The 12,979-nt window shown below is 52.8% G+C and carries 11 protein-coding genes; all 11 read right to left on the reverse strand.

What is annotated here, in order from left to right; genetic code table 11:
* Window positions 1-23: 23 nt before the first annotated feature.
* The 11 genes from V5G20_RS15245 to V5G20_RS15295 all read right to left on the reverse strand — a co-directional run bounded on the left by V5G20_RS15245 (window position 24) and on the right by V5G20_RS15295 (window position 12,966).
* Window positions 24-1,439: a glycosyltransferase family 2 protein gene (locus V5G20_RS15245; RefSeq protein ID WP_024985047.1), complete on the reverse strand. Its 1,416-nt coding sequence runs from the start codon at window positions 1,437-1,439 to the stop codon at window positions 24-26.
* A gap of 19 nt (window positions 1,440-1,458) precedes the next feature.
* Window positions 1,459-2,622: a HEAT repeat domain-containing protein gene (locus V5G20_RS15250; protein WP_170208349.1), complete on the reverse strand. Its 1,164-nt coding sequence runs from the start codon at window positions 2,620-2,622 to the stop codon at window positions 1,459-1,461.
* 26 nt (window positions 2,623-2,648) lie between these two features.
* A complete protein-coding gene (locus V5G20_RS15255) occupies window positions 2,649-4,868 on the reverse strand; it encodes a hypothetical protein (protein WP_338461191.1) in 2,220 nt (739 codons plus the stop codon).
* A 319-nt stretch (window positions 4,869-5,187) separates the two neighbouring features.
* Window positions 5,188-5,427, reverse strand: a complete 240-nt coding sequence (locus tag V5G20_RS15260) for a hypothetical protein (RefSeq protein ID WP_003386963.1) — start codon at window positions 5,425-5,427, stop codon at window positions 5,188-5,190.
* Between the two features lie 127 nt (window positions 5,428-5,554).
* Window positions 5,555-7,336 carry a M3 family oligoendopeptidase gene (locus V5G20_RS15265; RefSeq protein ID WP_031933293.1) on the reverse strand — a complete coding sequence of 594 codons (1,782 nt, stop codon included), beginning with the start codon at window positions 7,334-7,336 and terminating at the stop codon, window positions 5,555-5,557.
* Between the two features lie 165 nt (window positions 7,337-7,501).
* Window positions 7,502-8,719 (reverse strand): M20 family metallopeptidase, encoded by a 1,218-nt coding sequence (locus tag V5G20_RS15270; protein ID WP_031933292.1) that lies wholly within the window; start codon window positions 8,717-8,719, stop codon window positions 7,502-7,504.
* Window positions 8,720-8,742: 23 nt separating this feature from the next.
* Window positions 8,743-9,702: a P1 family peptidase gene (locus V5G20_RS15275; protein ID WP_024985044.1), complete on the reverse strand. Its 960-nt coding sequence runs from the start codon at window positions 9,700-9,702 to the stop codon at window positions 8,743-8,745.
* Window positions 9,702-10,262 carry an ECF transporter S component gene (locus V5G20_RS15280; protein WP_003386967.1) on the reverse strand — a complete coding sequence of 187 codons (561 nt, stop codon included), beginning with the start codon at window positions 10,260-10,262 and terminating at the stop codon, window positions 9,702-9,704. The genes V5G20_RS15275 and V5G20_RS15280 overlap by 1 nt, the downstream gene beginning before the upstream one ends.
* 125 nt (window positions 10,263-10,387) lie before the next feature.
* Window positions 10,388-11,224 carry an energy-coupling factor transporter transmembrane component T family protein gene (locus V5G20_RS15285; RefSeq protein ID WP_031933290.1) on the reverse strand — a complete coding sequence of 279 codons (837 nt, stop codon included), beginning with the start codon at window positions 11,222-11,224 and terminating at the stop codon, window positions 10,388-10,390.
* 15 nt (window positions 11,225-11,239) lie between these two features.
* Window positions 11,240-12,100 carry an energy-coupling factor transporter ATPase gene (locus tag V5G20_RS15290; protein WP_003386969.1) on the reverse strand — a complete coding sequence of 287 codons (861 nt, stop codon included), beginning with the start codon at window positions 12,098-12,100 and terminating at the stop codon, window positions 11,240-11,242.
* Window positions 12,097-12,966 (reverse strand): energy-coupling factor transporter ATPase, encoded by an 870-nt coding sequence (locus tag V5G20_RS15295; RefSeq protein ID WP_031933288.1) that lies wholly within the window; start codon window positions 12,964-12,966, stop codon window positions 12,097-12,099. Before V5G20_RS15295 ends, V5G20_RS15290 begins: the two co-directional genes overlap by 4 nt.
* Window positions 12,967-12,979: the final 13 nt, after the last annotated feature.

Genomic DNA, 12,979 nt, shown 5'->3' on the forward strand with positions numbered 1-12,979 from the left:
GGATCCACTCCTCTCTTCGGACGTCAGGATTGGCGAGTCTCTACCTGCCAGCTTTGGCGTGTCATGACGCCCCAGGTGTTGTTGTTCCGCAGAAAATCAATGTGCCCCAGCACACGCCATATGGCCCCCAACTGGTAGTACCCGAAAAACATCAGGAACCCGTACCCGAGAAGCTTCATCAGATCGCTTGGCTTTGTATATCGGCGAAAAGCAAACTCCTCCAGCAAAATCCCGCTGATCGTCAGCAAATAACCGTACAAGAGGTTGATCGCCAGGAATATCAAAACGATATGGGCGTGTGTCATATCGTATAAGCTGTACCCGACAAGGGCGAGAAATCCGGTCAGTTTAAAGTACGGGTTCAGCGTCTCGAAAAGGACGTTGTAAGGCATGGTCAACAGGCCCATGATCTTGTACTTCGGATTAAACAGCATATGCCGGTACTCAATCATGTTTTTCAGATTTCCGCGCCCCCATCTTTTACGCTGGCTCGCCAATATGTGGAGGCTATCGGGAGCCTGCGTCCAGCAGACGGCATCCGGGCAAAACGCGATGCGATATTTCTTTTTGTTTTCCAGCATGTATTTGTGAAGCTTGATGATGATGTTCATATCTTCGCCGGGGTACCCCTCCCGGTAGCCCCCGACAGCAATCACGCAGTCTTTGCGAAAGAGCCCGAAAGCCCCGGAGACAATGATCAATCCATTAATCGAGCTCCAGCCAATGCGACCGCCGAGAAAGGCTTTCATGTACTCGATTGTTTGGAACATCGGGAGGATTTTGTCTGGAAGACGCACTTCCTTGACCATTCCGTCTTCGATCCGGCAGCCGTTGGCAATCCGGACATTCCCTCCGATCGCTACCGTCTCTTCCGGATTTTCCATGTACACCTGCGCCAGCCTGATCAAAGCGTCCCGCTCCAAAAGAGAGTCCGCATCGATCGAGGCAATCAGCGGATAATGAGAAAGATTGATCCCTGCATTCAGCGAATCGGCCTTTCCGCCATTTTCTTTGTCAATCACATACAACTGCGGGTATTGCGGATTGTGGTAAATACCGGATGGCGCTGATGAAGGAACCACGCTTCGGACAGATACATGGCTTTGCCGCTTCAATCCAAACTCGCGAATCAAGACGTTCAGCGTGTCATCTTTGGAGCCGTCGTTGATGACGATGACTTCATACTCCGGATATTGCAAAGCCAACAGAGAGCGAACATTCTCGATAATCGTCAGCTCTTCGTTGTAGGCCGGCACCAAAATCGAGACCGGCGGTACTCTTTTGGAGCCAGCAAGTGATTGAAACCTCGAAAAGCGAGCACGTTTAATAATCGTGGAAATATTCAAGTGTGAAAAGATGTTGATGACAAGATAGATCGAATTGACCACGATGACGTAGTACATCGCAAACAATCCGTATCCAAGCAATAACTCGCGCATAGTTCCTCCTTTTCCATCATCAGATGGCTCGCTCCTTTTGGCGATTGAAATAGGAGTGATAGATCGTCAGCTTGTGATCCCGTTCATTAGAGCCGGGCATTCCTTGCCCTGCAGTCCTATCCTCATGCAGGGCTTCCTGAAGCTGCTGCATCGCCAGATCTGCTGTTTCCTTATGGGGGGTTCGGGAAGCGACTTCGCACAACGCTTGGAAGCCTTCCGCTCCCATTTTGACCAGGCTGCGAGCGGCATGGTATTTCACCCACCAACTCTGATCATCCATCGCCTGCTGGAGGACGGGGATATCATCCGCTTCCCGCCAAGCCCCCATCGCTTTCGCTACAATCGCACGAACTTCCCAGTCAGGGCTTGCCATGAGCACGTTGATCTGATCGGCTGAAACTCTTTCACCTGATACAATCAGTCGGACTGCCTGGATCCTCACCTCTTTCTCCTCCGCCTCGAGCAGCTTCCAGAGGCTGTCAACCAGCGGATCATCGAGATTCGCTGCCGGCAAGCCCGCCATTGCGACAAGCGCCAAACGGGAGTCACCGCTGTTTATCCACTCGCGCAGCAAAGGCAAAACATCAAGCGGCGAATCCCCCAGCACCTCCGCCAGCAGCCGTGGAGAGTCCGGAGAAGACTCCACCATTTTCTCCACCATCACGCGCAGGTCGGAGACACTCCGGGTACAACGGGCGATGGCCCTTGCGATGATGTACCGGCCAGCCTCGTCACTCTCTGCCTCAAGGATGGAAAACAGCGCCGGTGTCGCTTTCTCATATCCCATCGCTCCCAGCTTGTATGCAGCATCGGTCCGCATCGGTCCGGGAAGCTGTTTCAAGCGTCCCAATTCCAGCTCGGGCAGTCCCAGCTTTTCAAAAAGCGCTGTCAGTTGCTCGCGGTGCTTGCCTTTTACGCGCTCGGCGATTTCAATCAGTTTTTCCTCCAGAACCTGCAAATCCCGTTTTCCCAGTGGAACGGCAGGCACTTCCAACGGCTGTTTCTCATCCAAATGGGAAAGGACATAGGCAATATAGTCCTGGTGCTTTGCTGCCAATCGCTGCTTTTCCCGGGTCACGTACAAATGTCTGTATTTCAGGCAAAGCAGTACAATGATCCCTGCAACGATCAACGCCGATGAAACGATCAGAAACAAATACGCTGCTTGCAAATGCTGAAACATCCCTCTGCCAACTCTCCTTCCTCTTGCTAGCGGTAAGTAGGAATCGATTGCAAGGCTTTCTGATAGATGGAAAAGCTCTCTTTCTTCCGTTCCGAGTACCGGGGCAAGCTCCATTCGGACCATGTATAGCGCCCGATGTCGGTCAGCTTGATCATCTGCTCCGCTGAAAGCCCCTGAATCTTTCCGCTTGTTTTGTCCTGGCGCATCGCAATCGCGCGGATACCGGCAGATTTCGTCGAAGTCAAGGTTTTCCCCTTATCCTCGTAACTCATCACCTGCTTGGTGCTGGGATCGGTATATCCGAGCAGCATCCAGGGGACACGAACTTCCACCCATTCGCCACTCGCCTCCCAGTTTGCGAGCGAACTGTACCCTTCTTTTCCCGGGACGTTGGTTCCCCGCTTCATCTGGCCGACGTCAACATCCTCGAAAGGATGCGTTCCTTTCGTATCAGGCGGACTCATTTCCAGTCCGACGGCCAACTTCCACACTGCAAACAAACCCGAATCGTCTTTTCGCTCGGCGTCTGTGTACGGAATCATGCCGTAGCGCTTCCCGTACAGCCGTTTGTGAAAGTCGTAGTTCGATGCGATTTTGACCTCGCTTTCTTCGGCTGTCCCCAAACGGATGAAAGCTTCCAACCCTTCATCCAGATGCAGTCCTGGCAGCTCTGCTGTTTTTCTGTTGCCGCCCGGCAGCGTATCGATTCCGATGACCAAGCTTTCGCGCTCCGGCTGCAGCGCCTGCTCAAGATGGATCAGAAAGTAGACATATGCTTCATCATGTGCAGCCCATATCTCCTGAACGCCGTCCAAACCTCCATTCAGCTTTGCCTTTTCTCCTTCCTTCAGCTTGTCCCAATCGTCCGGGTTCCCGTCGATCTTGATCACATTCTCCAACCCGGCATCCATTGCCAATAAGCCAAAGAACGATTCATTCGTCAGTTCATTTTTCCAATAGGCGCGGCTGTCTTCCGGGATCTCAAAGCGCATCGTATTCCACGTCCGTTTAAACCATTCATCCTGCCACGTAAACAAGATCGCTCCCGAATATCCTTCTGCGGATATTTCGTGCAGCAGCTCTCCATTGATCCGGCCCTGCTCTCGTTCATCATGTCCGCCTTGGTCTCGGCCAAGTGTTCCCAGATGTGCGACTCCCACTGAAGAGGGGACGCCAAACTCGGTTACCATCACCGGTATATTCGGATGATGTGCCTTCAGCTTTCGCAGATACGCTTTGTATGTATCGATCTCTCCTTTTTCATTGCGAACATTTTTCAAAGTGTCATCGTACCGGAAGAGATCAGGATAGTACGGATAGACATGATAGGCTGCGAAATACCCGGCTTCCCACCCTACGGACTCGATATGTGTCGGATCAACACTTACCATGTCTTCGTGAATCATCGGCTCTCCCGGATGCTCCAGCGGATCTGTCGTCACCCAATTGGTGAAGGTTACCGGATGCTGCCAGCCGTGTCTGGATTCAAGTTCGGCTGTATAGTCGAGCATTTCTGCCAGCCAGTATTCAAAGGGAGCTGCTTTCTCTGTCGCTTGAAAATGCTTTCCTTGATAGCGCGGCTCTTCCTTTCGAATCCGGTTGGTGTTCTTTACCATTTCGGGGTCCCACTCTGTTCCGATATGCCAGGCCAATAGATACTGACCCGCATTCGCTGTATAGGTCCCGCTCGCCTTCCCCTTTCGCTCTGGTATCGTCGCATCTCCGTATACAGCACCAACAGCCGCTTCGATTTCATCGCGAAATTCCTTGCGTATTTCCGGCAAAAACGCGTCTTTTTTTTCAATCAGCGCTTCTTCGGGAGACCAGATCCCCTGGATTAAATAGAGGGGGTCTTCCGCATGCTTTTGATTAAATTCGACAAGCGCTTCATAAAAGACAGGCTGATGGATCGTGTAAATACGGACCGCCTTCACACCCAGTTCGTGTATCATTCCGAACCAACGAAGGTAATCTGCTTTCTGGATCGGCAGCTCTCCCGGGTAATGACCGGGCAGCGATGCTCCCATATTGATCCCTTTTACAAAGTAAGGCTTCCATGTTCCTTTCTCGTACACCTGAAACTGATCTTGGTTCGTACGGAATTTCAGGCTGTAGCCTTCCTCTGTTTTCAATGTTTCGACACGGGCGAGGGTCGGATTCCCATAAATAAAGTACGCGCATAACAAGCCCGCAAAAACCGTGAGAAAGAGCCACCCGATCCGTTTGCGAATCACTGTCTTCCCCATTTCGATTGCTCCATTCCTGTTATTGTCAGACACGCTTGTCGGTCATTATAAGCAAGAATATCGCCACCGACCATAGTCACTGGGTACCTGCTTCCTTTTGCTGACCTTTGTCATGAAAATGTAATCAAACGGCATATTTGTACCCATCTTCCCACGTTTTTTATGTGGAGAGTCCTGCAACATGATCAGAAGAGTTCGGAAAAAACGCACAGCTTTCCATACCAGCGGATGAAAAAATGGGTCCTGATCCCTTCAAAAAAATGGTAGGTTGCTCCCAAAAAAAAATGCCTCCCATATCCGATTGGAAGGCATTTCATATCTAGTGCTGCGTGTTTTCATGCTGTCCGTTTTGATTTTGTTGATGGCTGATTTCAATGTTGCGCAGCGCATGCTTCATTTTGTCCAGCTGCATCTGATAATCGCGCACTACAACCGTCAACACACTGACCGTCTCTTTAAAGTCCGGTTCGCTGCTTACTCGGTCGATTGCTCTATGTAAATGCAGCATTTTGTTTTCCGTTTCCCGTAACATGTCCAACAACTGCAATCCGTTCAACACAGTATCACCTCGTCGCCAATTCTTTGATGATTCCCGTTGCTTCTCTTATGCTCTCCTGACAGCGCCAACCCTATACAAAAAAAGAAGAACCCGATCCATCAGGCTCTTCTTTGTCTATCGTACATATTTAACGCCGGGATGCAGCCAGGCTGACAAAGTGGTCAATATCCTCGGCAATCAATTGCAGCGAACCGCGCCAAAAATCAACGGAACGCACATCGACATCCATGATCGCTGCCACATCCGCGATTTTCTTTTTGCCGGTAACGGCCAAAAGCTCGTCGTACTGTTGGACGAACGACTGCCCGCGCTTGCGATACTCGGCGTACAGCCCTTTCGCAAACAAGAGGCCGAATGCGTATGGGAAGTTGTAGAAATTGTAGTCGCCATAGTAATAGTGAGGCTTGCACACCCACATATACGGATGCAGCACTTCGTGGTCCAACCCGTCCCCATAAGCGTCTTTTTGCGCTTGAAGCATTATTGCCTTCAGCTCGTTTACAGAGAGGGAACCGTCCTCGCGCCGTTTAAACAGTTCGGACTCAAACAGGTACCGGCTGTAAATGTCGACGATGACCTGACCTGCTCCGGAAAGGTCGTTTTCCAGGATCGCAAATGCTTCTTCCTCGGATGCCTGTTCCAATGCGGCCTTGGCGATAATCGTTTCGCAGAAGATGGATGCCGTCTCTGCAATCGGCATCGGATAATCACTGTTGAGGAAGGCCTCGCCAACGAGACATTCCCCGTGATAGCCGTGGCCCAGCTCATGGGCGAGCGTGCTGACGTCGTTGTAGCTTCCCGTAAAATTGGACATGATACGGCTCTCTTTGACGACGTGAAGGTTGTAGCAGAATGCTCCGCCGCGCTTTCCTTCTCTTGTCTCTGCATCAATCCAGCGGTTGTCAAAGGCCCTCGCCGCGTACTGTGCCAGCTTTTCGCTGAAACTGCCAAAATGCTTGACGATGAAGTCGCGCGCTTCCTGATACGTAAATCGCATGTCAGCTTCTCCTACCGGCGCGAACATATCATAAAACGGAAGTCCGTTTTCATGCCCCAGCAGCTTGGCTTTTGCCCGATAGTATTTGTGAAACGCAGGCAAACTTTCGCGCATCGCCGTCAGCATCGCATCCAGCGTTTCTTTGTCCATGCGGGAGTCCTGCAGCGTCTTATCCAGCGCAGACTCATAGCCGCGCAGCTTGGTTATGGTGATCACTTCTCCTTTGATTCCGTTCAAGCTGGCAGCGGATGATTCCTCAATTTTTTTATAAGCGGCAAGCTCCGCCTCGTAAGCCTTTTTCCGCAGCTCCGGATCTTTTTCAAAGGCCATATTGCGGACGACTGGCAGAGGTAGCTGTTTTTGTTCGCCATCGACCGTAATCTCGACCAAAAGGGTAGAGGTGAGCATCTCCTGCAGTTTTGCCCAGGCATTGGAGCCTGTGTTTTTCATTTTGGCCAGAATGATTTCTTCTTTTTCACTTAGCAAATATTTGCTCTTCTCTGCCGTTTCAGTAAGGAAATAACGATGGGTTTCAAGCAGAGGTGATTTCGCGATCAACATATCCAACTGTTCGAGTCCACCCAGCCACTTTTGAAAGAGAACGCCAGGCTCCACGAGCTCGACAGCTTGATCCTGAATCCGTTCCACGAGCTGCAACGCCTTTTCATTTTTCGCATCTACGCTTGCCGTCAGCTCGGCGAAGCCGTAAAGACGGGACTGTGTCTGCAGGATTGAGGTCAGCTTGGTTATGTACGCTTCCATTTTCTCGACTGCGTCGGCCTGCGATTGCAGGTTTTGCTTTGCCCATTTCTGCAGCTCTTCGATGGCCGCAGAAAGCTTCTCCCAGTCTTGTTTTAATTCAGGTGCTTCGAAAGACGTATACAATACGTCCAGATTCCAACGCATATCCATGCGGACGTGCCCCCTTTATCTTGGTCAGCCTTCTTTCTATTGTAAAAAAAATCTTATGGAGAGAGCAAGTTTTACCAATATATTTTTTCGATCCGCTCCTTCTGCAGTCGCAAGAAAACCTTGCTCTTGAAAAGAAGCAAGGTTCGTGTCCCGCTGTATCGCCATTCACGCATTGACGGGCTGTTTTAGAAACATTAGCGCGGACAAGGCGAATAACTGTGTCGATTCGACCAGCTGATCAATATCCACGTATTCATCGGCATGATGCGGGATGTGGCGATCCCCAGCACCGGTAGTCAGGATCGGAATTCCCGCCTGGTGCAGAAAGGTGCCATCGGTCGCGCCGGGAACGCCGTTGTACACCGGCTCCTTTCGCGTTAGCTCCCGATATGCCTCGCTGACCGCTGTCACGACCTCGGCATCCATCGGAGTCAGCGTCCATGGCCTTTCTTCGATGACCTCCAACGTCGCTTTGAAGCGGTCGTCCTCACGGGCAAGCTGCTCCAGTATTTGATTCATTTCCTGCCGCAGGGCTTGATGGTCCTGTCCCGGGACGGTACGGATATCCAGTGTCGTCATGCATTGGTCCGGGACGACGTTGATCTGCGCTTCTCCCCTGACGGGAGCCTGCAGAATCGTCGGCGTGATGCTGGGCCATCCTAACATTGGATGATTTCCCAACCGAGCCATTTCCTTTCTTTCCAGCTCCTCCAGAGCCACGATGGCTCTTGCCATCCGCGTGTTCGGATTGATGCCAGTCAGCGGCATAGCACCGTGAGCCATTTTCCCATAGGTACGGAGGATCGCTCGCATGGCGCCCTTCTGGGTAATGCACAACTGATTTTCCTCCGGCTCGCAAATGATCGCGGCATCTACGCCCCTGGCCCATCCCCTGCGAATGAAATCCTTGATGCCGATCATCATTCCTTCTTCGTCACAAGGAATGCAGAGCAGGATTTTTCCGTAAAACGGCAGCTCCGATCGCTGGATGGCCTTTACGGCGCAAATGGCCGCCGCCAGATTGCCTTTTGTGTCACATGAGCCCCGGCCGTAGATGCGGTTGCCCGAAATATGGCCCCCAAACGGATCATAGCTCCAGGCATCGCGGTCTCCTTCGGTAACGACATCCGTGTGAGCTTCAAAGAGGAGCGTTTTGCCCGGACGGCCGGAGTCATAAAAGGCAATGACATTGGGCCGTCCCGGCACCACTTCCTCATAAAAAACCTGAAGTCCCATCTGCCGCAAATAATCAGCCACAAACTGGGCGACCCGCTCTTCATTGCCATCTGCCTGCCCGGGTCGATAGACGCTGGGGATGCGGATCAAATCCTGTGTCAAGCGCACCACTTCTTTTTCATCGACACTCGATATGACTTGATTCATCATGATTACGCCCCTTTCCGATGTTAGCTTTTGATCGAATCGCATGAAGGCAGTCCGCCTGCAGGCTTTGCCGCTCTGACAGCACGAATGACTGCCTCAGCCAGTATCTCGGCCGAAAGAGCTCCGATCACATCTGCAGATGCTTCTATTTGACCGGTCCCCATCGCGAACAGCGTATCCCCGTCGTACATGGTGTGGATGGGACAAATGGTGCGGGCCAGCCCGTCATGTGCCATTTGCGCGATTTTGTTTGCTTCCGCTTTCGTAAGGATGGCATTGCTGGCGACGACCCCGATCGTCGTATTCGTGCCCGGGGGTATGAGGGAAAAAGCTTGTTTCTGCATGACATCGAGGCTGCTCAGAATCGTTCCGTCCTCATCCCGAGGTCCGGCCAGAATACGTCCTGTATCCGGCTCTTGGACATGGCCAACTGCATTTACAGCGACTATCGCACCGATCAAAAGTCCCCCTGGATATTTGCGAGAAGCAGAGCCGATTCCGCTTTTCATCGCATGGGCAAAGCCATTCAGCTTGCCGACAGTGGCCCCTGTTCCAGCACCGACGTTTCCTTCCGGGACAAGCTGCCGGCTCGCCCGAGAAGCAGCCAAATATCCCATCTCCCGTGTTGGCCTGATCCGCGGGTTTCCGACAGAGAGATCAAACAAGACGGCCGCAGGGACAATCGGCACAAGCCCAAAGCCTGTGTCCAGTCCCACTCCCTTCTCCTCCAGGTACTGCATCACACCGCTTGCCGCATCCAGACCGTAGGCGCTTCCTCCTGACAGACAAATCGCATGCACGCTGTTTACGAGGTTAATCGGGTCAAGCAGATCGGTTTCGCGGGTGCCCGGAGCTGAGCCCCGGACATCCACCCCGCAAACGGCAGGACGTTCTGCCAAAATAACCGTGCAGCCTGTCAATGCTTCGGTATCTTCCGCGTGCCCGACGAGAATGCCGGGGACATCTGTAATCGTTCCGTTCATCACTTGAAATCTCCAGAAATTTTTGACTTCTGTTTGCCCGAGGAGCCAATCTTTTTCCATGCAACTACGACGGCCAATGTCACGATAACGGAAACAATGGCCTCTGGAATCCCGCTGGTCACGGCGACAGTCGCTGCCACCCCCGCCGGCATGTAGCCGCGGATGACCGCCATGACCAGGACGAGGATCGTATTGGTCATGGAACCGACAAAGCCGGCGACGCCAATCGCTGCATACTGGTTGAATTGCCGCAAGCCCACGTAGGTGAAGTACGCGACCACGCCGATGAACAGGCGAGGCAGTATCGCTACCAGCGGATCTTTGAACAGAGGGACAGTTGCGTTTAAAAATGAAGAGACACCAAAAATAAGGCCAATGATGAGACCAACGCCCCAGCCCTCCATGATTCCGCCGATAATCGCCGGAATGTGCAGGATCGTCGCATTCCCGGCTGCCGTGGGCACAGGGATAAAGCCGAGACGGGTGACTCCGAGCAGAATTGCGATGGCTCCGAGCACACCAGCGATGACAATCTTTCGCACCGTCAACCCTTTTTCCATGCTTTCTCCTCCTTCGTTCGCTTTTTTATTGGATTCCCCGGTAGGGAGGACTCCCGTCGCAGCAGACCGAAACCCGATCCCCCGCGCACTTTACCCGCAGAAGACGGGCCAGCCCGATTTGTTCCTCACCACGGAATGATGAGCATGACAATAGCGAGAATCATACAGATCCCGACCGCCGCAAAGTCCTTTGGTGTCGCTCGGTAATGGGCATAGCGAGTACGAGCGGCACCAGGCGTATAGCAACGCGCTTCCATAGCGAGAATCAGGTCTTCTGCCCGGGAAAGAGCGACGTTAAAGAGCGGGATGATAATCGGAAACATATCTTTTGTCCGTTTCACGATCCTCCACCACTCGCCTGTGCCAAAATCGGCTCCTCTGGAGGCTTGCGCTTTCATCATCTTTTCCATTTCCATCGCAAAGGTAGGGACGAAGCGGATCGCGATGGTGATGATCAAAGCGAACGCATGCACGGGGAATTTCACCTTCTCCAGCGGCCCCAAAAGCCGCTCCATCCCATGGGTCAGCTCAGTCGTCGAGGTGCTCAGTGTAAGCACGCTGGACAGAAAAATGACTTCCACAAAGCGCATCGCGGAAACGACGACCAGCCGGATGACCTCGCTGGATATGGTGACAAAGCCGTATTGGAAGTAAATGGTCCCGCCACGGGCTATTTCACCGTAAAACAGCAGCTGCATGATCGCCAGAATAATGATGAATGGCACCGCTGGCTTGACCCCGGAGATCCCGTAGTGAAGCGGAATATGGGAAAGCCGAAACATGACCAGGCAAACCGCAAGCGCAAACAGGTTGCCGAGGTACGTATTGCACACCGCGATCGCCAAGATCATGATGACAAACGCTGTCAGTTTGTATCTGGGATCGAGACGATGGATGACTGATCCCGTGGGAAGGTACTGGCCGATCGTTATATTGCGCGTCAGTTCAAATTCTGCTGACATCCTGCTCCCCTCCTCTCATCGCCCGATCAGATGGGCGATCTGGTCTGCTGCCTCGTCCACCGAGTATGCTCCCGGGTCGACCTGATAGCCTTCTGCACGAAGCCGATACAAAATATCGACACTCTCGGGTGTCCCGATATGATGCGTGTGGAGAAGCTCCTGATTGCTGAAAATAGACCGCGGGGTGCCTTCGCAGACCGCTCGCCCATTTGCCATCACATAGACACGATCCGCCAGATGGGCCACTTCCTCCATATTGTGGGAAACAAAAATAACCGTAAGGCGCTCCTCTGTGTTCAGCCGTTTGATCCTCTCCAGCAGCTCATTCCGGGAACGCGGGTCCAAGCCTGCAGTCGGTTCATCCAGCACGAGTATTTTGGGCTGGAGAGACAGTACGCCGGCCAAAGCGACCTTTCTCTTCTGACCGCCGCTGAGGGCAAAGGTCGGGCGGTCTTTCATCTCTTCAAAAGAGAGTCCTACCAGCTCCATCGCCCACTCGACGCGCCGCCGGACCTCTTCGATCGGCAGCCCCATTTTAAACGGACCGTAGGCAACATCGTCGCCGACCAGCTTTTCGAAAATTTGGTCTTCCGGATTTTGAAAGACGAGTCCGACTTGCCTGCGCAGAGCTTTTACGTCCAGTTTTGGATCGGAGACGTTCATGCCGTTTATGATCACCGACCCTGACTGAGGACGCATCAAACCGTTGAAGTGCTGAATCAATGTCGATTTGCCGGACCCGGTATGCCCGATGATCGCGATGCATTCCCCTCGATCAATCTGAATGCTGACGTCATCCAGAGCCCGGTGTTCCATCGGCGTTCCCTGCATGTACACATGTGACAGATGTTCGGTAACCAGGATGGGCTGTTTCAAGATCCGCTCGCCTCCGCCGTTCTGATGTGCAACCGCTTTACTTCCTCGACGATCTCATGGTTGTGGATGAGCGAAGAGGAAAAAGCGGGATGCTGCCTATGGACCAGATGGGCGATTCTGCTGGCATCCGGGACGTCCAGATGAAGCTCCTGCAGCCGCTCCTGATGGGCGAATACCTCACGGGGAGTGCCTTCCATCACGATCTGCCCGCCCTCCATGACGAGCACTCGATCCGCTTCCGCTACCTCTGACATATGGTGAGTAACCGTTACGATCGTCATTCCTTGCCTGTGCAGCTTGCGGACAACCCCCAGAATTTCCTGTCTTCCGTAGCTGTCGAGCATGCTCGTCGCCTCATCCATGACGAGGCACTGCGGCTTCATCGCCAATATGCCGGCAATGGCCACCCGCTGCTTCTGGCCCCCTGACAAATGATGGGGAGGGCGGTGTCGAAACGCACTCATCCCAACCGCTTCCAGAGCAAAATCAACCCGTTCCTTCATCTCAGCCGGAGCGACGCCGATATTTTCCAGGCCGAACGCCACATCATCCTCCACAATCGTCGCGACGATCTGGTTGTCAGGGTGCTGAAAAACCATTCCGACCCGGCTGCGAATCTCGTGAATGCGTGCTTTTTCCCGCGTATTGATCCCGTGTACCCAGACATCTCCCTCACTCGGTGTCAAAATGCCGTTCAAATGCTTGGAAATCGTGGATTTGCCCGACCCGTTATGGCCGATGATCGCCAAATACTCCCCCGAATACACCTCAAAAGAGACGCCATGCAATACAGGGATGGCCTGTTCCTGATTCATTTGATAGGAAAACGAGACGTTCTCTACACGAATGATTGCTTCCTTCGACACGCCGTCCCCTCCT

The sequence above is a fragment of the Brevibacillus borstelensis genome (assembly GCF_036700025.1).
GTDB lineage: Bacteria > Bacillota > Bacilli > Brevibacillales > Brevibacillaceae > Brevibacillus > Brevibacillus borstelensis.

Bases quoted from the DNA above. Each gene is read 5' to 3' on its own strand.
- V5G20_RS15255 (WP_338461191.1), bottom strand. From the start codon at position 4,868: ATGGGGAAGACAGTGATTCGCAAACGGATCGGGTGGCTCTTTCTCACG.
- V5G20_RS15250 (WP_170208349.1), bottom strand. From the start codon at position 2,622: ATGTTTCAGCATTTGCAAGCAGCGTATTTGTTTCTGATCGTTTCATCG.
- V5G20_RS15275 (WP_024985044.1), bottom strand. From the start codon at position 9,702: ATGAACGGAACGATTACAGATGTCCCCGGCATTCTCGTCGGGCACGCG.
- V5G20_RS15280 (WP_003386967.1), bottom strand. From the start codon at position 10,262: ATGGAAAAAGGGTTGACGGTGCGAAAGATTGTCATCGCTGGTGTGCTC.
- V5G20_RS15265 (WP_031933293.1), bottom strand. From the start codon at position 7,336: ATGGATATGCGTTGGAATCTGGACGTATTGTATACGTCTTTCGAAGCA.
- V5G20_RS15270 (WP_031933292.1), bottom strand. From the start codon at position 8,719: ATGAATCAAGTCATATCGAGTGTCGATGAAAAAGAAGTGGTGCGCTTG.
- V5G20_RS15245 (WP_024985047.1), bottom strand. From the start codon at position 1,439: ATGCGCGAGTTATTGCTTGGATACGGATTGTTTGCGATGTACTACGTC.
- V5G20_RS15285 (WP_031933290.1), bottom strand. From the start codon at position 11,224: ATGTCAGCAGAATTTGAACTGACGCGCAATATAACGATCGGCCAGTAC.